Source organism: Flavobacterium notoginsengisoli, from assembly GCF_014207905.1.
Lineage (GTDB): Bacteria > Bacteroidota > Bacteroidia > Flavobacteriales > Flavobacteriaceae > Flavobacterium > Flavobacterium notoginsengisoli_A.
Window position 1 is genome coordinate 414,917 of record NZ_JACHLB010000003.1, and the last position, 21,511, is coordinate 436,427.

Genomic DNA, 21,511 nt, shown 5'->3' on the forward strand with positions numbered 1-21,511 from the left:
ACATGCAGTTTCTCGTTTATATTTTAGCCTATCCTTTACTTTGGCTTATCTCTATATTACCTTTTCCTATTTTTTACCTGTTTTCAGATTTTGTATATTTTCTAATTTACAGAGTTATCGGATATCGTAAAAAAGTAGTTCGCGAAAATTTAGCACTTGCTCTGCCTCATTTAAACGATGCTGAAAGAAAAGACGTAGAAAAGAAATTCTACCGCCATATGTGCGATATGTTTCTAGAAATGGTAAAAACGATGAGCATGTCTCCAGAAGAAATGGAAAGAAGATTTCATGTTACCAATATTGATCTAGTTCTGGATTATGCAAAAAAAGGGAAAAGCGTAATTCTTGTAGCTTCTCATTATGCAAGTTACGAATGGCTTCTAACGATAAATCCTAAACTTGGATTTCAAGGAGTTGCGGTTTATAAAAAACTTGCCAATCCATATTTTGATAAATTGGTTCGAAAAATCCGTTCAAAATACAATACAGAAATGATCGAAACCAGAAAAGCCATTCCAACAATGGCGCAAAATCAGCGTAATGGAGTTTTGGCTATGTATGGTTTAGCAAGTGATCAATCTCCAAAATTGGATCGAATTTTCCACTCTATGAAATTTATGGGAGTTGAAGTTCCTGTGCATACTGGAGCCGAAATGCTGGCAAAAAAATACGATTTAGCTGTTATTATGGTTAAAGTAAAAAAGGTTAAAAGAGGATTTTATGAAGCTACATTTCTTTCGCTTGCAGATAATCCTAAAGATTTTCCTGATTTCGAAATTACTGAAATGTATTTAAAAGAAGTCGAAAAACAGATTTTAGAAGTGCCCGAATTCTATTTATGGACACATAAAAGATGGAAACACCGCGTTAAATAATACTCAAAATATCAATGTCAAAAATCCGAAAAGTTATCTTTTGCTTTTCGGATTTTTCTTTTGAATGTGGCGCAATTCTTCAATTTAAGCGCTATAAAGAAGATTTGATGTGTTTTTGTAATGATTTTTTTGAATGGATAAAAAAAGGAAACAATTTAAATTTGACATTCTCTAATTATCTAAAAAAAACCAAAAAAATCATTAACCATGATCAAAAAATTACTTTTTACAGTTTTAGCATTATTTCTGTTTTCGGCGATTTCAGCTCAAAGTCCGAAACGAGGTATTGCTTATGGAGGTCATTCTAAAGCAGACATGCTGGCTCTAAAACCTGGTCTTTCTTGGTGGTACAATTGGTCACCAGAACCAGAAACCGCTCTTAATGCAGATTATGAATCTTTGGGAGTTGAATTTGTTCCTATGGCATGGGGAAAAATCAACGATACAGATGTTCAGACATTCATTAATAAAATTAAGCCTGGAGCAAAATATTTACTTGCTTTTAATGAGCCTAATTTTAATGATGGCGCTAGATTAACACCACAAGAAGCCGTTAATGCTTGGGCAAATATTGAAAAAATAGCTGCTGCAAAAAATCTAGAAATTATTAGCGCATCACCAGCTTATAATGGCCCTAGCAATTATGGTGGAATTTCAGATCCGATAGTTTGGCATACACAGTTTTTCCAGTTATGTCCAAATTGCAAAGTCGATTATATTGCTTTTCATACTTATGATGCTACTGCAGGTTCTGTAATTGGTGTGACTAGTCTTCTTAAAAAATTCAATAAACCGCTTTGGATTACTGAATTTGCCAATAGAGTTATTCAGAGTGCAGCAGATAAAACTGCCTTTATGAAAGATATTTTAACCAATTTTGAAAACGATCCTGATATCTTTCGTTATTCTTGGTTTTCTGGCAGAGTAAATCCGACTTGGACAGATATGTTAGAAGGGCAATTATTAAGTTCTACAAGTGGTGTTTTAAGACCAATTGGTACAGAATATATTAATGTTCCTTACACAACAAAAAAAGTCACTGTTCCAGGGCGTGTTGTCGCCAATAAACATTATAGAAGAAAAGGAACTGGACTGCAAGCCACTACAGATTCAAATACAGGACAAAATGTTTGTTACATTAACGAAGGTGATTGGAACGAATTCATGCTAAATGTTGTCGATGCCGGAACTTACAACTTAACTTTTAGAGTTGCATCTCCAGTTCTTGAAGGAAAATTTGATATTCTTGTAAACGATGTCGTGGTAAAAACTGACGAAGTATTTCCTGCAACTGGAGATTGGCAAACTTATGCCAATAAAGTTGTAAATGGAGTTACATTACCAAAGGGCGAAGTTTATTTAAAGATTAAATTCAAATCCAATGATTTTAATTTTAATTACATTGATATTGCTGCGGCTAATCTTGGAGTAAAAGATGATGTTTTAGAAAAAGACAGCTTCACAATTTATCCAAATCCGGTAAAAAATCAATCGATTCTACATATTAAATCAACAGAAAATGAATCAGTTAAATTGAGAGTTATAGATATGAACGGAAAAACAGTTTATACCTCAGATTCTTATTTTACAAATCAAGATATAAAAATCGGTGACAGACTTCCAAAAGGTGTTTATATTGTAAATGCTGTTTACGGAAAAATTGAAAAATCGATGAAAATCATTAAAAATTAAAATTTCAACAACCCTATTTTGTTCCATTAGAACAATTCGTCGGTAGAAAAAAAATACATTATCATATTTTTACGTTCCGTAGGAACGTCTGATTTTGCAATTATTAATTTAAACAATCTAACCCATCAAACGTTCCTACGGAACGTCTAAATCTTGGAAATATCATTATTTTCTACCGACCAAACATTCCTACGGAATGATAACTAGGTGTGTAAAAAAAAACGAAAAGCCTCTTTTTGTTTAAAAAGAGGCTTTTTTATACTAAAAACAGAAATCTTAGATTCCTGCAATTACTTTAATTTCATCAATAATTCGAAGCGCTAATTTATCTGCAGCGTCTTGTGAAGGAGCTTCAGTATAGATACGAATAATTGGTTCTGTATTAGATTTTCTTAAATGAACCCATTCTGTCGCAAAATCGATTTTGACACCATCGATTGTAGAAATGTCTTCATTTTTATATTTCTCTGTCATTTGAGTTAAAATTGCATCAACATCAATTTGTGGCGTCAATTCAATTTTGTTTTTACTCATGTAATATTCTGGATAAGAAGCTCTCAACGCAGAAACAGACATTTTTTTATTTGCTAAATGTGTTAAGAACAAAGCAACTCCAACAAGACTGTCGCGTCCATAATGCAATTCTGGATAAATAATTCCACCGTTACCTTCACCACCGATAACTGCATTATTCTTTTTCATTAATTCTACAACGTTCACCTCTCCTACTGCGCTAGCTTCGTAACTTCCGCCATGAGCTTTGGTAACATCTCTTAATGCACGAGACGAAGACATATTAGAAACTGTATTTCCAGGTGTTTTACTCAAAACATAATCTGCAACAGCAACTAATGTATATTCTTCTCCAAACATTTCGCCATCTTCGCTAATAAAAGCCAAACGGTCAACATCTGGATCTACTACAATTCCTAAATGCGCTTTCTCTTTTACAACCAACTCAGAAATATCAGTTAAATGTTCTTTTAATGGCTCAGGATTGTGAGGGAAATGTCCGTTTGGTTCGCAGTATAATTTTACCACTTCAACTCCCATTATTTCAAGCAATTTTGGAATAATAACTCCTCCAGAAGAATTTACTCCATCAACAACCACTTTAAATTTAGCATCTTTTACAGCTTGAACATCAACCAATGGAAGACATAAAACTTCATCAATATGAATATCCATATAAGCATCGTTCGCTGTAACTGTTCCTAAACTGTCTACATCCGAAAAATCAAAAGCTTCTGCTTCTGCAATCTCAAGAATTTTAGCTCCATCTGCGCCACTCAAGAATTCACCTTTTGCGTTCAGTAATTTTAAAGCATTCCATTGTTTTGGATTATGAGATGCTGTTAAAATAATTCCTCCATCAGCTTGTTCCAAAGGCACAGCAACTTCTACAGTTGGAGTTGTAGAAAGTCCAAGATCGATAACATCGATTCCTAAGCCAACTAAAGTATTTACTACTAAGTTATGAATCATTGGGCCAGAAATTCTAGCATCACGACCAATTACAACTTTCAATTTATCTTTATTCGCATTATTTTTTAAGAAAGTTCCGTACGCCGATGCAAATTTCACTGCATCAACAGGAGTTAGATTGTCTCCTACTTTTCCTCCGATTGTTCCGCGGATTCCAGAAATAGATTTTATTAAAGTCATTTTTGTGAGTTAGGGTTATTTTTTTTACAAATATAAAAAAGTTACTGAGTTACTAAGGTGCTAAGTTTCTAAGATTTTAAATTTAACTTATAAGAAACTACTTTCAATGAGTTGTTTTTATAACAAAATGATTTCAAAAAGTTTTTATACATTTACTAAAATAACTCAGAATCTTAGAAATTTAGATTCTTAGAAACTTTAGAAAAAATGAATTTCTTAGCTCATATATACCTTTCTGGAGAAAATGATTTAATCAAAATCGGGAATTTTATGGCAGATGGAATTCGCGGAAAACAATTTGAACATTTTCCCATCGACGTGCAAAAAGGAATTTTACTGCACCGATTTATTGACACTTACACCGATTCTCACGATATTTTTAGAAAAAGCACCAAACGTCTTCATGATAGATATCATCATTATGCAGGTGTTATTGTTGATATTGTTTACGATCATTTTCTAGCAAAAAACTGGAGCAATTATTCTGATGAAAAGCTAGAAATCTTCATAAACCGATTTTATCATTCTTTACATGATAATTATGATATCCTAACAGAAAAAACACAAGGATTGATGCCTTATATGATTGAAAGAAATTGGCTTTTGAGTTATCGCACTGTTGACGGAATTCATCAAATCTTGACTCAAATGGATCGAAGGTCTAAAAATATTTCTCAAATGCAGTACGCTGTAGAAGAATTAAGAGAGTTTTATGATGATTTTGAAGAGGAATTCACAACATTTTTTGAAGAAATGAAAAAACACGCTAAAGTGAAATTGCTTTCTCTATAATCGCTTTTTTACCTGTTAAACCATTATTGTTTATGAAAAAAATTACGCTTTTAGTAGCACTTTTATATCTTACTCAAAACAACGCACAGCAAAAAACTGCAACACCAACAGGAATAGTTGTTACAAAAGCAATGGTAGTTTCTGCTCGCGAAGAAGCCTCAAAAATTGGAGCCGATATCATGAAAAAAGGTGGAAATGCTTTTGACGCCATGGTCGGAACAGAATTGGCTTTGGCCGTTGCTTTCCCTTTTGCAGGAAATATTGGCGGCGGCGGATTTATGGTGTACAGAAAAGCAAACGGCGAAGTAGGATCTTTAGATTATAGAGAAAAAGCTCCTCTGGCCGCTACAAAAGATATGTTTTTGGACAGCGAAGGAAATGTAATAAAAGGAAAAAGTACCGAAACCGCACTTGCAATCGGCGTTCCTGGAACTATTGCTGGCGTTTTTGCCGTTCATAAAAAGTACGGAACAATGCCAATTGCTAAAATTCTTGAACCTGTAATTGCTTTGGCTGAAAGAGGTGTTGTGGTTACGAAAAAACAAGAAAAAAGCTTAAACGATTATCATGATAAAATTGTAAAAGTTAATGGCGAAAATTCTCCCGCATCTAAAATATTCAAAGAAAACGATACTATAAAATATACTGCTCTAGCTAAAACTTTAAGAAGAATTCAAAAAAAGGGACGAAATGAATTTTACAAAGGTGAAACTGCTAAAATTTTAGTTAATTATCTTAAATCGAAAGGCGGAATTATTACGATGAATGATCTAGCTAAATATGAAGCAAAATGGAGAAAACCACTTCAATTTACTTATAAAGATTTAAAAATCACTTCTATGTCGCCTCCAAGTAGCGGTGGAATCTGTTTAGCTCAAATTCTAAAAATGCTGGAGCCATACGATTTAGCCAAAATGGGACATAATTCAGACGAAGCCATTCAAGTTATTGTCGAAGCAGAAAGAAGAGCCTATGCCGATAGAAGTTATTTCTTAGGCGATCCTGATTTTGTAAAAATTCCGTTGAAAGAACTACTGGATGAAAACTATTTACGTGGTCGAATGGCAAGTTTTAATCCAGAAAAAGCAACTTTATCATCTGAAATTAAAGAAGGACAAGTCAATTACGCAGAAAGTACAGAAACGACACATTATTCTATTGTCGATCAATATGGAAATGCTATTGCAGCAACCACAACTTTAAATGATGGTTACGGTTCTAAATACTATTGCGACGAATTGGGTTTCTTTTTAAATAACGAAATGGACGATTTTAGCGCCAAACCCGGTTCTCCAAATATGTTCGGCTTAGTCGGAAATGAAGCCAACAGCATTGCACCGCAAAAACGAATGTTAAGTTCTATGACGCCTACAATTGTAGAGAAAGACGGAAAACTTTTTATGGTGGTTGGAACTCCGGGCGGTTCAACTATTATAACTTCTGTTTTACAAACGATTTTAAATGTTTACGAATATAATTTAAGCATGCAGGAAGCTGTAAATGCACCACGCTTTCATCATCAATGGTTGCCAGATTTAATTACTTTCGAACCCAATACTTTCGAGACTAAAACCATTAATAAACTTAAAGCTAAAAGTTATCTAATTAATGAAAAACCAACTCCAATTATCGGAAAAGTAGATGCTATTTTGGTTTTACCTGAAGGAAAATTAGAAGGTGGCGCCGATTTTAGAGGTGACGATACTGCCGTAGGTTTTTAAATCCGTAGCGGTTTTTATTTTTTTATATAAGATTATAACTTAATTTTGTAAGACCTATAATTTTACAAACGAATGCTAAAAAAATATTTCAGAAGACTAGAAAGTATAATTGCTTTGGCGCAATCTTTAATGACTCCAAAACAGTTTCTATTTTTATCAAGCGTTTTAATTGGAATATCGTGTTCGTTTGCCGTAATTATTCTTAAAACGTTTGCCCACAGCGTTTTTTCTTTTGCTACATATATAAATGGAATTCTAAAATTGAGTTTCATTAACAGTATTCTTCCCATTATTGGTATTTTATTGACCGTTTTTGTAGTCAAAAAAGTCCTTAACGGAAGTATTCAAAAAGGAACTTCACAGATACTTTATGCAGTAGCAAAAAAGGCTAGTATTATTCCGCGAAAGCAAATGTATGCGCAGATTGTTACGAGTTCGTTAACTGTTGGTTTGGGGGGTTCTGCAGGTTTAGAAAGTCCGATTGTAATTACTGGAGCTGCATTTGGTTCCAATTATGCGCAAAATTATAAGTTGCAATATAAAGATAGAACTTTACTGATTGGCTGTGGTGTTGCTGCCGGAATTGCTGCTGCTTTTAACGCACCAATTGCAGGAGTTCTTTTTGCTATTGAAGTTTTATTGGTTGATGTAAGTATTTCTGCCTTTACACCAATTATGATTTCTGGAGCAACTGGCGCATTAGTTTCAGCAATTGTACTTGATGAAAGCATTCTTTTGAGCTTTAAAAAACAAGAAACTTTCGATTATCATAATATTCCTTTTTACGTAATTTTAGGTATTCTTACTGGACTTACAGCGATTTATTATTCTAGAAATTTCCAGAGAGTCGAACATTATTTTTCAAAACAGCAAATCAATCCTTATCGAAAAGCATTAATTGGATCTTCACTATTAGCTTTACTTATTTTCGTTTTTCCTACTTTGTTTGGTGAAGGATACGAAAGCATTAGAACTTTGTCTGAAGCCGATCCTGGAAAATTATTAGACAATACTCTTTTTGCAGATTTTAGAAATAATCAGTGGGTTTTACTGCTATTTGTTGGTGCAACCATGATGGTTAAAGTATTTGCATCAGGACTAACACTTGGAAGCGGTGGAAATGGAGGAAACTTTGCTCCTTCTCTATTCTTAGGTTCTTATTTAGGTTATTTCTTTTCTAAATTTATAACACTAATCGGTTTATCAAAATTGCCTATAACCAATTTTACAATGGTCGGAATGGCGGGAATTTTGAGCGGTTTGTTTCATGCCCCATTAACTGCAATATTCTTAATTGCAGAAATTACAGGAGGTTACGGATTAATGATTCCGCTTATGATTGTTTCTTCTATTAGTTTTGCGATTTCAAAACGTTACGAAAAATATTCGCTTGACGTAAAAGGACTAGCTAAAAAGGGACACGCCTTTACAAGTAATAAAGATTCTAATATTTTATCGACTTTAGATATTGACAGTATTATTCAATGCGATTATTTAACGGTTCATCCTGAAGAAAATCTGAGCAAACTAGTAGATTTAATTTCTCATTCTAATCAAGTTGTTTTTGCAGTTGTTAATAATGATAAAGATTTAGTTGGCGTTGTTCACTTTAATGATATTCGCGAAATTATTTTCAACTCTTATCGTGTAAAGTACACTAATATTAAAGATGTAATGAAAGCACCAACGACAACAATTTCTTCACTCGATAGTATGGAAATTGTGATGAAGAAATTCGAAATGTCTAAATCTGCTTTTCTTCCTGTTTTAAGAGATGGCAAATATCATGGCTTTATTTCTAAATCAATTGCGCTTGAAGCTTATAGAACAAAACTTCGTTCTATGACTATTGAATAATTTTTTCGCCCTTGTGTGATTAATAGATATATTCATACAAAAAACATTATATTTGGTTTACTATTATCATCCCAAAAACGATAACCCAAAAACCAATTTATAGATGAAAAACTATTTAATCCTTGTTCTTCTAATTGCCGGATTTCAAAGTGCTAAATCGCAAGAAACAGCAAAAATAGACAGCGAAAATCTACTAAAAGAAATTGCAGACGGCGCTTGCAAATGCATAGATTCGATACCAACTTTAGACAGAGTACGAGATTCTATCACAGCGGACATCCATTCTTGTATTAGCGATAAAGTCGGTGCTTTTCAAATTGGTGATAAATTAGCCAATCTTGATATGTCTAAAGCAACCACAGATGCTCAAGGAAAGAAGAATATCGATGTTACTATGAGTTTTGATCCGAATTCTAAAGATTTCAAAGAATCATATTATAAAATAGAACGCTATTTAATGGCCAATTGTGAGACTTTAAAAAGAAAAATTGCCACAAATGACAAAGTGAATAAAAACTCTATTTCACAAAATGAAAAAGCGTTAGAAAACTATCAGTTAGGAATTGACGAATCGGAAAAACAAAACTATAAAGGCGCTATTGAATATTATAAAAAAGCTGTAAAAATTGATCCTAATTTTGCTTTTGCTTATGACAATATGGGAATCTGCTACAGAAGATTAGAAAAATACGACGAAGCAATTGAAGCTTACGAAAAATCACTAAAAATAGATCCAAACGGATTAATGCCATTGCAAAACATTGCTGTCGTTTACTCTTATAAAAAAGAATATAACAAAGCGGTAAAAACATACGAAAAACTAGCAGAAATTGAACCGAATAATCCTGAAGTTTTTTACGGAATTGGACAAATGTACGCGCTTCATTTAAACGATCAAGAAAAAGGTTTAGACAATATGTGCAAGGCTTACAACATCTATATTGCACAAAAATCGCCTTATAGAACAGATGCTGAAAAGATAATTCGAATGATTTATTCTCAAATGAAAAAAGACGGTAAAGAAGCTGCTTTCGACAAAATATTAGCCGATAATAATATCAGTACAAAATAGATTTCAAAACTAAAAATTAAAAAAACGCCGATTCTCATCGGCGTTTTTTGTTACTATTTGTAACATAAACTTTTGCTATCGAGCACTAAAAGAACAAATCAAAGTGGTAACTTTGCGTTTTGCTCAAAATTATGTTAGATAAAGACAATACTATTGAAGTTCTTGGTGCAAGAGTTCATAATCTGAAAAATATAGACATTTCGATTCCGCGTGAAAAACTGGTTGTTATAACTGGTTTATCAGGTTCTGGAAAATCTTCTTTGGCATTTGACACTATTTATGCTGAAGGTCAGCGTCGTTATGTGGAAACTTTTTCGGCTTACGCCAGACAATTTCTAGGTGGTTTAGAACGTCCTGATGTTGATAAAATCGACGGATTATCGCCAGTTATTGCGATTGAACAAAAAACAACCAGTAAAAGTCCGCGTTCGACCGTTGGAACAATTACTGAAATTTACGATTTCTTAAGACTTTTATATGCGCGTGGTGCAGATGCTTACAGCTACAACACAGGCGAAAAAATGGTTTCGTATTCTGATGAACAAATTAAAGATTTGATTATTCAGGATTATAACGGAAAACGAATCAATATTTTAGCGCCAGTAATTAAAGCGAGAAAGGGGCATTATGCCGAACTATTTCAGCAGATTACCAAACAAGGTTTTTTGAAAGTACGCGTTAACGGAGAAGTTCAGGATTTAGTTTCTGGAATGAAATTGGACCGTTATAAAACACACGATATTGAAATTGTTGTTGACCGAATGGTTATCGAAGACAATCCTGATACACAAAAAAGATTATCAGAAAGCATTAATACAGCGATGCATCACGGCGAAGATGTTTTGATGATTTTAGATCAAGACTCGAATGAAGTACGTTATTTCAGCAGAAATTTAATGTGTCCGACAACAGGAATATCTTATCAGAATCCAGAACCTAATTTATTTTCTTTCAACTCTCCAAAAGGCGCTTGCCCACATTGCAACGGATTAGGAACAGTACACGAAATCAACGTAAAAAAGATTATTCCGAACCCGAAACTATCAATTAAAAGTGGTGGTTTTGCTCCGCTTGGCGAATACAAATCTTCTTGGATTTTCAAACAATTGGAAACAATTGGAGAAAAATTCGGATTTAAAATAACCGATCCGATTGAGAAAATTCCAGAAGAAGCTATGACAATGATTCTTCATGGCGGAAAAGATAAATTTTCAATCAATTCTAAAGATCTTGGCGTAACCAGAGAATATAAAATTGATTTTGAGGGAATTTCCAATTTTATCAAAAATCAATACGACGAAAGCGCGACAACGAGCATAAAACGTTGGGCAAAAGATTTTATGGACGAAATCGCTTGTCCAGTCTGCGAAGGTTCACGTCTTAAAAAAGAAGCTTTATTCTTCAGAGTAAATGAAAAAAATATCACCGAATTGTGTGATATGGATATTTCAGATTTAACAGCTTGGTTTCTAGATTTAAATAATCATTTAACTGATAAACAGCTTTTAATTGCTTCTGAAGTTGTAAAAGAAATCAAAGATCGTTTGAATTTCTTAATGAATGTTGGTTTAAATTATTTGGCTTTAAGCCGAAGTTCAAAATCTCTTTCTGGCGGTGAAGCACAGCGTATTCGTCTAGCAACGCAAATCGGTTCACAATTAGTTGGTGTTTTATATATTTTAGATGAGCCAAGCATTGGTTTACACCAAAGAGATAACGAAAAATTGATTCATTCTTTGGAACAATTACGTGATATTGGAAATTCTGTTATTGTAGTAGAACACGACAAAGACATGATCGAAACTGCCGATTATGTTATCGATATTGGCCCAAAAGCTGGAAAATATGGAGGAGAAATCATTAGTATAGGAACTCCTAAAGAAACTTTAGCTTCGGATACCATTACTGCTCAATATTTGAACGGTAAAATGAAACTGGAAATTCCGAAGAAAAGACGAAAAGGAAACGGCAAATTCTTAAAACTAACTGGTGCGACAGGAAATAACTTAAAAAATGTTTCTATTGAAGTTCCATTAGGACAATTAACTTGTGTTACAGGAGTTTCGGGAAGTGGAAAATCAACATTGATTAATGAAACACTTTATCCGATTCTGAATGCCTATTATTTTAATGGCGTTAAAAAACCGCAACCTTATAAAAAGATTGAAGGTTTAGAGCATATTGACAAAGTTATTGATATTGATCAAAGTCCGATTGGGCGCACACCGCGTTCGAATCCAGCAACTTATACAGAAGTTTTCACAGAAATCAGAAATCTGTTTACGATGACTTCTGAAAGTATGATTCGTGGTTATAAAGCAGGTCGTTTTAGTTTTAATGTAAAAGGTGGACGTTGCGAAACTTGCGAAGGTTCTGGAGTTAGAACAATCGAAATGAACTTTTTACCCGATGTTTATGTTGAATGTGAAACTTGTCAAGGAAAACGTTTCAATAGAGAAACTTTAGAGATTCGTTATAAAGGAAAATCTATCTCGGATGTTTTGGACATGACTGTTGATGAAGCGGTTCCGTTTTTTGAAAATATTCCGAAAATATACAGAAAAATCAAAACGATTCAAGATGTTGGTTTAGGATATATTACACTAGGACAGCAAAGTACAACACTTTCTGGTGGCGAAGCGCAACGTATTAAACTGGCAGGAGAATTATCTAAAAAAGATACAGGAAATACATTTTATATTCTCGACGAACCAACAACAGGTTTACACTTTGAAGATATTCGCGTTTTGATGGAAGTGATCAATAAATTGGTTGATAAAGGAAATACGATTTTAGTAATCGAACACAATATGGACGTTATCAAACTTGCTGATTATATTATCGATATTGGTCCAGAAGGCGGAAAAGGTGGCGGACAATTGGTTGCCAAAGGTACTCCAGAAGAAGTGGCTCAGAATAAAAAGAGTTATACAGCTAAGTTTTTGAAAAAAGAGTTAGAGTAAAAAAACACGAACTTTGACAAAGTTTTGTCTCTCTACATAAATTAGTAGTAATTATTTTATATTTTAGCTTTAAAAAAAGCGAAATATGAAAACCACCGTATTATTTTTTATAATATCGATATTCTCTCTTACTACTTATTCTCAATCTCAAAAAGACAGTATTAATAAAGTTGTCGGAGAACGAATTAAAAACATAAAAGAAGATCAATCTGATAATCCTTATTATACCAAACAAGAAAAGGAAAACGAATATTTAAGCGAAAACAATATCTTTCAAGCTCTAGCTCTTCCAAGCGAAAACAGTGATTTAGCAAACTTTTTCAAGATTTATCTGGAGAAAAAACTTCTCAAAAAAATTGATTTCACAGCGATTAAGGATTCTTATTTGTATAACAACTTCTCAAACAGCAAATACAATTATACTATTCGATTAACTTTTGAATTAAGCAAAAAAGGAAAAGCAACAAATTGTCGAATCAATACAGGAAATAAAGAATTAGACCAAAAAATTATTGAAGTTTTCAAAAAGTATCCTTTAGAAAAACTAGGGCTGAAAGAAAACGATAAAAATGCTAAAATCAGTGTTCAGTTATTTGCTAAAGAAAACAAAGAAATTGTAATAAAAGCAAGTCAATTTGCAGTAACAGATGTTCCTCCAGTAGCAAAAGGTTGTCAAGATTCTCAATTTTACTGGCAATTTAACAAATGCCTTTATGACAAATTGCACGAGTACTTATTGCAAAATATTTCTTTGAAAACCTTGAATAGTCAAGATTTAAGAGGAGAAATTATTTTTAGTCCTCGCTTTACAATTAATAAAGACGGTAAAATTATAAACGTAAATTCTATCGCACCAAACAAAGTTATAAAAGACGAAATTGATCGAGTTATTCTTTCTTTTAATGAAATAATAGAACCAGGAAAAAGAAATAATGCTCCTAAAAATACTTATTGTGAAACCTATAGAACTATTACAATAGAAAATTTGAAATAGCAAACTTTTTCTATGGAACAATAACGATAAAAACATTTACATATCATATAGAACAATACATTTCTAATTTATCGTGAATGCCAAATTTTATTAATACACTGATAATGAAACAAGAAATTCTATTTTATCATTACCCTATCATTACTTTTAGATTATAATTCCTGTTTTCTGTAACAATTCTAGAAAAAAGTGTTAATTTAGTATCCGCTTTTTTTGAAAAATTCAATCTTTTAAAGAAAGGATGTTTCGATTAGACTAATTGTTTATTTGAAGCCAATTGCCCTAGCCCTGATGGGAGGGAAAATCCTTTTGTGCCGGGGTTCGGCACAAAAGATTGGAAGGAACAGCAGGAATTAGCTCCTTCCTTCGACTACGCTCAGGATGACAATTTGTACAGAAAAAACATAAGTAAAATAATAAATTAAAATACCTAAAATGAGATTAGAAGATTTTGATAATGATGAAGATAAAGTAATTCAGGACCGTTTGAAACAAAAAACGTGGAATGAAATTAGAACCAATGACAGCTGGGCAATTTTTAAAATTATGTCTGAGTTTGTAAATGGTTACGAAGCAATGGGACGTATTGGCCCGTGTGTTTCTATTTTTGGTTCTGCGAGAACAAAACCAGACGACAAATATTATTTATTGGCAGAAAAAATCGCTTATAAAATCAGTAAAGCAGGTTACGGTGTGATTACAGGAGGTGGTCCCGGAATTATGGAAGCTGGAAATAAAGGTGCGCATTTAGGAGGCGGAACTTCGGTTGGATTAAATATTGAATTGCCTTTTGAACAGCACTTTAACCCGTATATTGATCACGATAAAAACTTGAATTTCGATTATTTCTTTGTGAGAAAAGTAATGTTCGTAAAATATTCTCAAGGTTTTGTGGTAATGCCAGGTGGTTTCGGAACTTTAGACGAAATGTTTGAAGCGATTACTTTGATCCAAACTAAGAAGATTGGAAAATTCCCAATTATTTTGGTTGGAGTTGAATTCTGGTCTGGTTTAATTGAATGGGTTAAAACTGTTTTGGTGGAGAAAATGCACACTGTTAGCCCAGAAGATTTGAATTTATTTAAAATCGTAGATACAGAAGATGAAGTTGTTGATGTTTTGGATAAATTCTACAAGAAATACGATTTAAGTCCGAATTTCTAAATTAATTATATAAAGCGATAATGTGCTTCGCAATAAATATAATGGTCGTTTATCGTTAATTTATGTTAAGTATCGTAAAAATTGAAAGCTGTTTTTTTAAACAGCTTTTTTTATGCTATTTTTACAAAAATCCGAAGTAACTTTATGTACGTAACTTAAGTATATCTGAACATTTTTAAGCCATTATTTGAAAGCACTTTATAAAATTATTTGCCTCATTATAGTTTTATTCTTTTCGATAAAACTTTCTGCACAACATCAATCTAAGATGGAAGTGGCGGTAAATCTTGAGCTTAAAACTCTGAACCTCAAACAGGATATTACTTTTCACAATACTTCAAATGATTCTTTAGATTCGATTGTTTTTAATGATTGGAATAATGCCTTTGTAGATAAAAATACTCCTTTAGCAAAACGTTTTTCTGATGAATTTTATAGAGGATTCCATTTAGCGAAAGCTGTTGATAGAGGAAAAACTACCATTTTAAGTTTGACAGATGAAAATTCTACTGCTTTAGAATGGGAAAGAACGGAAAAAAATCCAGATTTTATTATTGTTAGACTGAATAGAAAACTGGCTCCAAACGAAAAAATCGATTTACATCTTACTTATATTGCTAAAATTCCAAACGATAAGTTTACCCATTTTGGTTTTGATCAAAATGGCGGAATGGCTTTAAAAAATTGGTTTATAAGTCCTGCGCGATATGAGAATCATGAATTTATAAAATATAACAATTTTAATCTAGATGATATCGCAAACGCAGTTACAGATTATGAAGTTGCTATTAAAATTCCAAATTCATATTCTATTACAACTGATTTAAATTCGATTGCTAAAGATGTTAGTAATCCTGATTATAGCGTTTATTCTTTTTCAGGTAAAAACAGATCCGATTTTAGCCTTTATATACAAAAACAAAATAGCTTTAGAACTTACGATAATGGTTTAATCGAAGTTTCGACAGATTTAAAAAGTAAAAAAATAAGCGAGATTCAAAAGGCTGTAATTATAGACCAAGTTGTTTCGTTTATGGAGCGTTTTATTGGCGAATATCCAAATGATAAAATTACGGTGTCGCAAGCAGATTATGAACGAAATCCATTTTACGGATTGAATCAGCTGCCTTCATTTATTAGTCCGTTTTCAGATGATTTTATGTTTGAAATTCAGTTTTTAAAAACATTTTTGAACAATTATCTTAAAAATAGTCTTCGCTTAGATCCGAGAAAAGATAATTGGGTTTATGATGGAATTCAGATTTATGCCATGATGAAATACATGGAAGAACATCATGAAGACCAAAAAATGTTGGGAAGGCTTTCGGATATGAAACTTTTTAAAAGTTATAATATCACTAATCTGACATTTAATGAGCAATACAGCTATTATTATATGCTCATGGCTCGTAAAAATCTAGATCAGCCATTGGGAGATCCTAAAAATACCTTAATCAAATTTAACGAGCAGATTGCAAGCAAATACCGAGCAGGTCTAAGTTTGAGTTATTTAGATGATTATCTCAACCATGACATTGTTCCAGAAAGTGTAAAAGAGTTTTATAATCTGAACAAAATTGCACAATCGAATCGATATGACTTTGAAAAAATTCTAACTAAAAAAAGCCCCAAAAACATAGACTGGTTTTTCAAAACGGTTATTGAATCTAGAGATATAATTGATTATAAATTCAGTAATGTTTCCAGAACTGCTGATAGCGTTTCCTTTTCGATTAAAAACAAAACAGGCATCTACGCTCCTATTCCTGTGTATGGAACCAAAAAAAATCAGGTTGTTTTTAAAGAATGGATAGAACCAAAAAATAAAGATTCAGTTTACGAATTGCCAAGAAAAAACGCAGATAAAATTGTCATTAATTTTGATAATGAAGTTCCAGAATACAATCAGAGAAACAACTGGAAATCTCTTAAAAGCATTTCACTGAACCGCCCTATCAAATTTAATTTTGCAAAAGATTTAGAAGATCCGAATTATAATCAGATTTTATATATTCCGACAATTTATTACAATTATTATGACGGACTTACGCCTGGTATAAGATTTCATAACAAAACGATATTAGACAAACCATTTAATTTTGATATTAATCCCGCTTTCTCTTCTAAAACAGGAAGTTTATCAGGTTCATCTGCTTTTTCTTGGAATCAATATTATAGAAACAGTACTTTATTTAATGTGCGCTATTCTATTAGCCAAAATTTTTTCCATTACGCTCCAGACGCAACGTATTTAAGATTGAACCCGATGGTACAATTCAGAATTCGAGAAAAAGATTTTAGAGACAATAGAAAACAGCTTATTCTGGCACGTCAAGTAATTGTAAATCGTGAAGCGAGCGAATACATTACAGACAATTCAAAACCAAATTATTCAATTTTTAATGCTCGATATTCGAACACAAAAACAGAATTAATTGATCATTTCAATTTCATGACCGATGTGCAATTTGCAGGAGATTTTGGAAAGGCATCGGCAGAAATAGAATACCGAAGATTATTTCAAAACAATAAAAAATTAAACTTAAGATTATTTGCTGGAACTTTCCTTTACAATACAACAAACTCAGATTATTTTAGTTTTGGTTTAGACCGACCGACAGATTATTTGTTTGATTATAATCTTTTCGGAAGATCTGAAAGTACAGGATTTTTTAGTCAACAATATGTAATTGCCGAGGGAGGTTTCAAATCACAATTAGAGCCTTCATACGCCAACCAATGGATGACAACTTTAAATGCCAGTTACGCAATTTGGAATTGGGTAGAGCTTTATGGCGACATTGGTTTAATGAAGAATAAGCATCAAAGTGAGTTTTTTGCTTACGATACTGGTGTCCGTTTAAACTTGGTTCCAGACTACTTTGAACTTTATTTTCCTGTTTATTCTAATAATGGTTGGGAGATAACACAAACAAAATACAATGAAAAAATACGATTTATAATCACTTTCTCACCAAAAACATTAGTTACTCTTTTTACCCGAAAATGGTTTTAATCAAATAAAAATTAAACAAAAACTTGCGAAATTATCAATAAAATTAAATTTTACATATAAATTACATAAATAAAATACGTAGTTTTTTGATTTTGAATACAAATAATTAAATTATATTTAGTTCAAAGAATTATGATTATTGATTGTTTTTAAGTAATTTCGCGACATAAATAACATGACCCTACAAGATTATGATAAAAGAAAAAAACAATACTACACTGACATTTGAAGATTTCAAAACTGAGGTATTGAATGACTATAGAATTGCTGTAACTAGCCGTGAATGTAGTCTTTTAGGTCGAAAAGAAGTATTAACAGGAAAGGCTAAATTTGGAATTTTCGGAGACGGAAAAGAAGTTCCGCAGCTAGCAATGGCAAAAGCTTTTAAAAACGGAGATTTCCGTTCTGGATACTATCGCGATCAAACTTTTATGATGGCTATTGGCGAATTAGATGCAAAACAGTTTTTTGCTGGTTTATATGGTCATACCGATTTAGCTTTCGATCCGATGTCTGCAGGAAGACAAATGGGCGGACACTTTGTAACACATAGTTTAAACGAAGATGGTTCGTGGAAAGATCTAACAAAACAAAGAAATTCAAGTTCAGATATATCTCCAACTGCTGGACAAATGCCAAGATTATTGGGTTTGGCACAAGCTTCTAAAATTTACAGAAACGTTGACGGAATTACAATAAAAGACAACTTTTCTGTTGATGGCAATGAAGTAGCTTGGGGAACAATTGGAAACGCAAGTACTTCTGAAGGTTTATTTTTTGAAACCATAAATGCTGCTGGAGTTTTACAAGTTCCTATGGTAATGAGTGTTTGGGATGATGAATATGGTATTTCGGTTCACGCTAAACATCAGACAACTAAAGAAAACATTTCTGAAATTTTAAAAGGATATCAACGTGATGAAGATGCTAAAGGTTATGAAATCTTTAGAGTAAAAGGCTGGGATTATGCCGAATTGGTTTCGACTTACGAAAGAGCCGGAGCAATTGCGCGCGAAGAACATATTCCAGTTTTAATTCACGTAAACGAATTAACACAACCGCAAGGTCACTCTACTTCTGGTTCTCACGAACGTTACAAAAGTGCAGAAAGATTGGCTTGGGAAAAAGATTTCGATTGTATTCGTCAGATGCGTCTTTGGATGATTGCAATTAATATTGCTTCTCCTGAAGAACTGGCAGAACTTGATTTCCAACTAAAGAAAGAAGTTTTGGAAGCTAAAAAAGACGCTTGGAATTCTTTCATTAATCCAATTATTGAGGAACAAAAGAATCTTTTAACTTTATTGGAACAAATTGCTGAAGCAAGCGTTAACCACAAAGAAAGAATCAAAAAATTAATTGCTGAATTAGCAGCGATTAAAGCTCCTCTAAAAAAAGAAATTTTAGTTTACGCGAGAAAGATTCTTCGTTTTATTGAAGTACCAAACAGCAAAGTTTTACTATCAAACTGGATTACAAGATTTTTAACTGAAACTCAAGAAAAATTTAGTAGCAATCAGCATTCTGAGTCTGCTCAAAATGTGTTTTCTGTAGAAAAAGTTCTTCCTAAATATGCTGAAAATGCAAAACCAGATTTGGATGGAAGAATGATTCTTCGTGATAATTTTGATGCTTTATTTGCAAAATATCCTGAAACTTTGATTTTCGGTGAAGATGTTGGAAACATTGGAGACGTAAATCAAGGTTTGGAAGGAATGCAAGAAAAATACGGCGAGCTTCGTGTTGCCGATGTCGGAATCCGTGAAGCTACTATTATCGGACAAGGTATCGGAATGGCATTGAGAGGTTTGCGTCCAATTGCAGAAATTCAATATTTAGATTATTTATTGTACGCTATTCAGATCATGAGTGACGATTTAGCTACATTGCAATATAGAACGGTTGGAAAACAAAAAGCACCATTAATCATTAGAACTCGTGGACACCGTTTAGAAGGTATCTGGCATTCTGGTTCTCCAATGGGAATGATTATCAACGCTATTCGCGGAATTCACGTTTTAGTTCCAAGAGATATGACACAAGCTGCTGGTTTCTACAACACTTTGTTAGAATGTGACGAACCTGCTTTGGTTATCGAATGTTTAAATGGATACCGTTTAAAAGAAAAAACACCTTTAAATTTTGGTGAATTTAAAACACCAATTGGAGTTGTTGAAACTTTAAGAGAAGGTTCAGACATCACGCTGGTTTCTTACGGATCTACTTTAAGATTGGTTCAGCAAGCTGCTAACGAATTAGCAGAAAAAGGAATAGAGTGCGAAGTAATCGACATTCAATCACTTCTTCCTTTTGACGTTAGTAAGGATATTGTAAAAAGTATTGCTAAAACAAATCGTCTTTTAGTAATTGACGAAGATGTTCCTGGCGGTGCATCGGCGTTTATTCTACAGCAGATTTTAGAAGAACAAGATGCTTATAAATATTTAGATAGCAAACCTCAAACCCTAGCCGCAAAAGCACACAGACCTGCATACGGAACTGATGGTGATTATTTCTCTAAACCTTCTGCAGAAGACATTTACGAGAAAGTTTATGAAATGATGAATGAAGTTAATCCTTCTAAATTCCCTAGTTTATACTAAGATTTATAATCTTTTTGATATAAAAAAAGCTCCAAAATTTTGGAGCTTTTTTTTATATTTATCTTTCTCAACTTTGTCAAAGTTTTAAACTTTGACAAAGTTCTTTACGCAATCTTTGTCGAGCTCAAAGAGTAACATAAAGTATGTCATTTCGACGAAGGAGAAATCTTCGCAAGAAACTCCGCAATGCTGATCAATCTTTGTCGAGCTACTTGCGAAGATTTCTCCTTCGTCGAAATGACAAGATTGTGGATAATGATTACACAATTAACAATTATCAATTATCAATTATCAATTATCAATTATCAATTAATTAAAGATCCTTCAACATTGCTTTAGCTCGCTCTAAATCTTCAGCCGTATCGATTCCGATTCCAACATGTGTTGTTTCCACCATTTTAATACGTTTTCCGAATTCTAAATATCTTAATTGTTCTAATTTCTCAGAAGCTTCTAAAGATTTCATAGGAAGGCTGTAAAAGTCTAATAAAGCTTGTTTTCTGAAAGCATAAATTCCGATATGCTGAAAATATCTTACCCCAACATTTATCTCTCTTGGATATGGAATAACCGATCTAGAAAAATACAATGCAAACTGTGATTGATCTACGACTACTTTTACATTGTTTGGATTATTGATTTCGTCTTCATTTTTAATTTCACGCATCAACGAAGCCAAATCGATCTTTCTATCTGGATCATTTTTAAAAACAGATAAAACCTGAGCTAAAGGCTCTGCTTCGGTAAAAGGTTCATCTCCTTGAACATTAACCACAATATCAACATCAAGATCTGCGATAGCTTCCGCAATTCTATCGCTTCCAGATTCATGTTCTTTAATGCTCATTATGGCCTTTCCGCCATTAGAAACGATTTCATCAAAAATCAAATCAGAATCGGTTACAACAAAAACATCTTCGAATAGATTTGTCGAAACTGCAGCTTCATAAGTTCTTAGAATTATAGTTTTACCTCCCAAATCCTGCATTAGTTTTGCAGGAAAACGTGTTGAAGCATATCTGGCTGGAATTACCGCTATTATTTTCATTTTTATATTTTACTGAGTTTAAAAAACTCAAAATTTAGTAATTTAATTT

General features: G+C 32.8%; 13 protein-coding genes. 11 read left to right on the forward strand and 2 right to left on the reverse strand.

Annotated elements, in window-relative coordinates:
* Nucleotides 1-2 precede the first annotated feature (2 nt).
* Nucleotides 3-875: a lysophospholipid acyltransferase family protein gene (locus tag HNP35_RS12065; RefSeq protein ID WP_184162086.1), complete on the forward strand. Its 873-nt coding sequence runs from the start codon at nt 3-5 to the stop codon at nt 873-875.
* Nucleotides 876-1,082: 207 nt separating this feature from the next.
* The gene (locus tag HNP35_RS12070; RefSeq protein ID WP_184162089.1) at nt 1,083-2,567 is read left to right on the forward strand and encodes a glycosyl hydrolase; all 1,485 of its coding nucleotides are present in this window, start codon (nt 1,083-1,085) and stop codon (nt 2,565-2,567) included.
* A gap of 276 nt (nt 2,568-2,843) precedes the next feature.
* Here HNP35_RS12070 and glmM read toward each other — a convergent pair whose 3' ends face one another.
* Nucleotides 2,844-4,232 carry a phosphoglucosamine mutase gene (gene glmM, locus HNP35_RS12075; protein ID WP_184162092.1) on the reverse strand — a complete coding sequence of 463 codons (1,389 nt, stop codon included), beginning with the start codon at nt 4,230-4,232 and terminating at the stop codon, nt 2,844-2,846.
* Between the two features lie 207 nt (nt 4,233-4,439).
* Here glmM and HNP35_RS12080 point away from each other — a divergent pair, with 207 nt between their 5' ends.
* The 9 genes from HNP35_RS12080 to HNP35_RS12120 all read left to right on the forward strand — a co-directional run bounded on the left by HNP35_RS12080 (nt 4,440) and on the right by HNP35_RS12120 (nt 20,414).
* On the forward strand, nt 4,440-5,024 hold the full coding sequence (locus HNP35_RS12080) for an ACP phosphodiesterase (protein ID WP_184162095.1): 585 nt from the start codon (nt 4,440-4,442) through the stop codon (nt 5,022-5,024).
* A gap of 32 nt (nt 5,025-5,056) precedes the next feature.
* Nucleotides 5,057-6,745, forward strand: coding sequence for a gamma-glutamyltransferase (gene ggt / locus HNP35_RS12085; protein ID WP_184162098.1), 1,689 nt, complete (start codon nt 5,057-5,059; stop codon nt 6,743-6,745).
* Between the two features lie 72 nt (nt 6,746-6,817).
* Nucleotides 6,818-8,602, forward strand: coding sequence for a chloride channel protein (locus HNP35_RS12090; protein ID WP_184162101.1), 1,785 nt, complete (start codon nt 6,818-6,820; stop codon nt 8,600-8,602).
* 103 nt (nt 8,603-8,705) lie between these two features.
* Entirely contained in the window at nt 8,706-9,674 is a 969-nt protein-coding gene (locus tag HNP35_RS12095) for a tetratricopeptide repeat protein (protein WP_184162104.1), read from the forward strand.
* A 131-nt stretch (nt 9,675-9,805) separates the two neighbouring features.
* A complete protein-coding gene (gene uvrA / locus HNP35_RS12100; RefSeq protein ID WP_184162107.1) occupies nt 9,806-12,637 on the forward strand; it encodes an excinuclease ABC subunit UvrA in 2,832 nt (943 codons plus the stop codon).
* Nucleotides 12,638-12,722: 85 nt separating this feature from the next.
* Complete coding sequence (locus HNP35_RS12105; protein WP_184162110.1) at nt 12,723-13,631, forward strand: hypothetical protein; 909 nt, start codon at nt 12,723-12,725, stop codon at nt 13,629-13,631.
* 435 nt (nt 13,632-14,066) lie between these two features.
* Nucleotides 14,067-14,795, forward strand: a complete 729-nt coding sequence (locus HNP35_RS12110; protein ID WP_057116425.1) for a TIGR00730 family Rossman fold protein — start codon at nt 14,067-14,069, stop codon at nt 14,793-14,795.
* Nucleotides 14,796-15,063: 268 nt separating this feature from the next.
* Entirely contained in the window at nt 15,064-17,811 is a 2,748-nt protein-coding gene (locus tag HNP35_RS12115; protein WP_184162112.1) for an aminopeptidase, read from the forward strand.
* Between the two features lie 191 nt (nt 17,812-18,002).
* Nucleotides 18,003-20,414, forward strand: coding sequence for an alpha-ketoacid dehydrogenase subunit alpha/beta (locus HNP35_RS12120; RefSeq protein WP_184162115.1), 2,412 nt, complete (start codon nt 18,003-18,005; stop codon nt 20,412-20,414).
* Nucleotides 20,415-20,727: 313 nt separating this feature from the next.
* Here HNP35_RS12120 and kdsB read toward each other — a convergent pair whose 3' ends face one another.
* On the reverse strand, nt 20,728-21,462 hold the full coding sequence (gene kdsB / locus HNP35_RS12125) for a 3-deoxy-manno-octulosonate cytidylyltransferase (protein ID WP_184162119.1): 735 nt from the start codon (nt 21,460-21,462) through the stop codon (nt 20,728-20,730).
* Nucleotides 21,463-21,511: the final 49 nt, after the last annotated feature.

What these genes read in the sequence shown, in the direction of transcription:
- HNP35_RS12065 (WP_184162086.1), top strand. Translation starts at nt 3, where the DNA reads ATGCAGTTTCTCGTTTATATTTTAGCCTATCCTTTACTTTGGCTTATC.
- HNP35_RS12070 (WP_184162089.1), top strand. Translation starts at nt 1,083, where the DNA reads ATGATCAAAAAATTACTTTTTACAGTTTTAGCATTATTTCTGTTTTCG.
- glmM (WP_184162092.1), bottom strand. Translation starts at nt 4,232, where the DNA reads ATGACTTTAATAAAATCTATTTCTGGAATCCGCGGAACAATCGGAGGA.
- HNP35_RS12080 (WP_184162095.1), top strand. Translation starts at nt 4,440, where the DNA reads ATGAATTTCTTAGCTCATATATACCTTTCTGGAGAAAATGATTTAATC.
- ggt (WP_184162098.1), top strand. Translation starts at nt 5,057, where the DNA reads ATGAAAAAAATTACGCTTTTAGTAGCACTTTTATATCTTACTCAAAAC.
- HNP35_RS12090 (WP_184162101.1), top strand. Translation starts at nt 6,818, where the DNA reads ATGCTAAAAAAATATTTCAGAAGACTAGAAAGTATAATTGCTTTGGCG.
- HNP35_RS12095 (WP_184162104.1), top strand. Translation starts at nt 8,706, where the DNA reads ATGAAAAACTATTTAATCCTTGTTCTTCTAATTGCCGGATTTCAAAGT.
- uvrA (WP_184162107.1), top strand. Translation starts at nt 9,806, where the DNA reads ATGTTAGATAAAGACAATACTATTGAAGTTCTTGGTGCAAGAGTTCAT.
- HNP35_RS12105 (WP_184162110.1), top strand. Translation starts at nt 12,723, where the DNA reads ATGAAAACCACCGTATTATTTTTTATAATATCGATATTCTCTCTTACT.
- HNP35_RS12110 (WP_057116425.1), top strand. Translation starts at nt 14,067, where the DNA reads ATGAGATTAGAAGATTTTGATAATGATGAAGATAAAGTAATTCAGGAC.
- HNP35_RS12115 (WP_184162112.1), top strand. Translation starts at nt 15,064, where the DNA reads ATGGAAGTGGCGGTAAATCTTGAGCTTAAAACTCTGAACCTCAAACAG.
- HNP35_RS12120 (WP_184162115.1), top strand. Translation starts at nt 18,003, where the DNA reads ATGATAAAAGAAAAAAACAATACTACACTGACATTTGAAGATTTCAAA.
- kdsB (WP_184162119.1), bottom strand. Translation starts at nt 21,462, where the DNA reads ATGAAAATAATAGCGGTAATTCCAGCCAGATATGCTTCAACACGTTTT.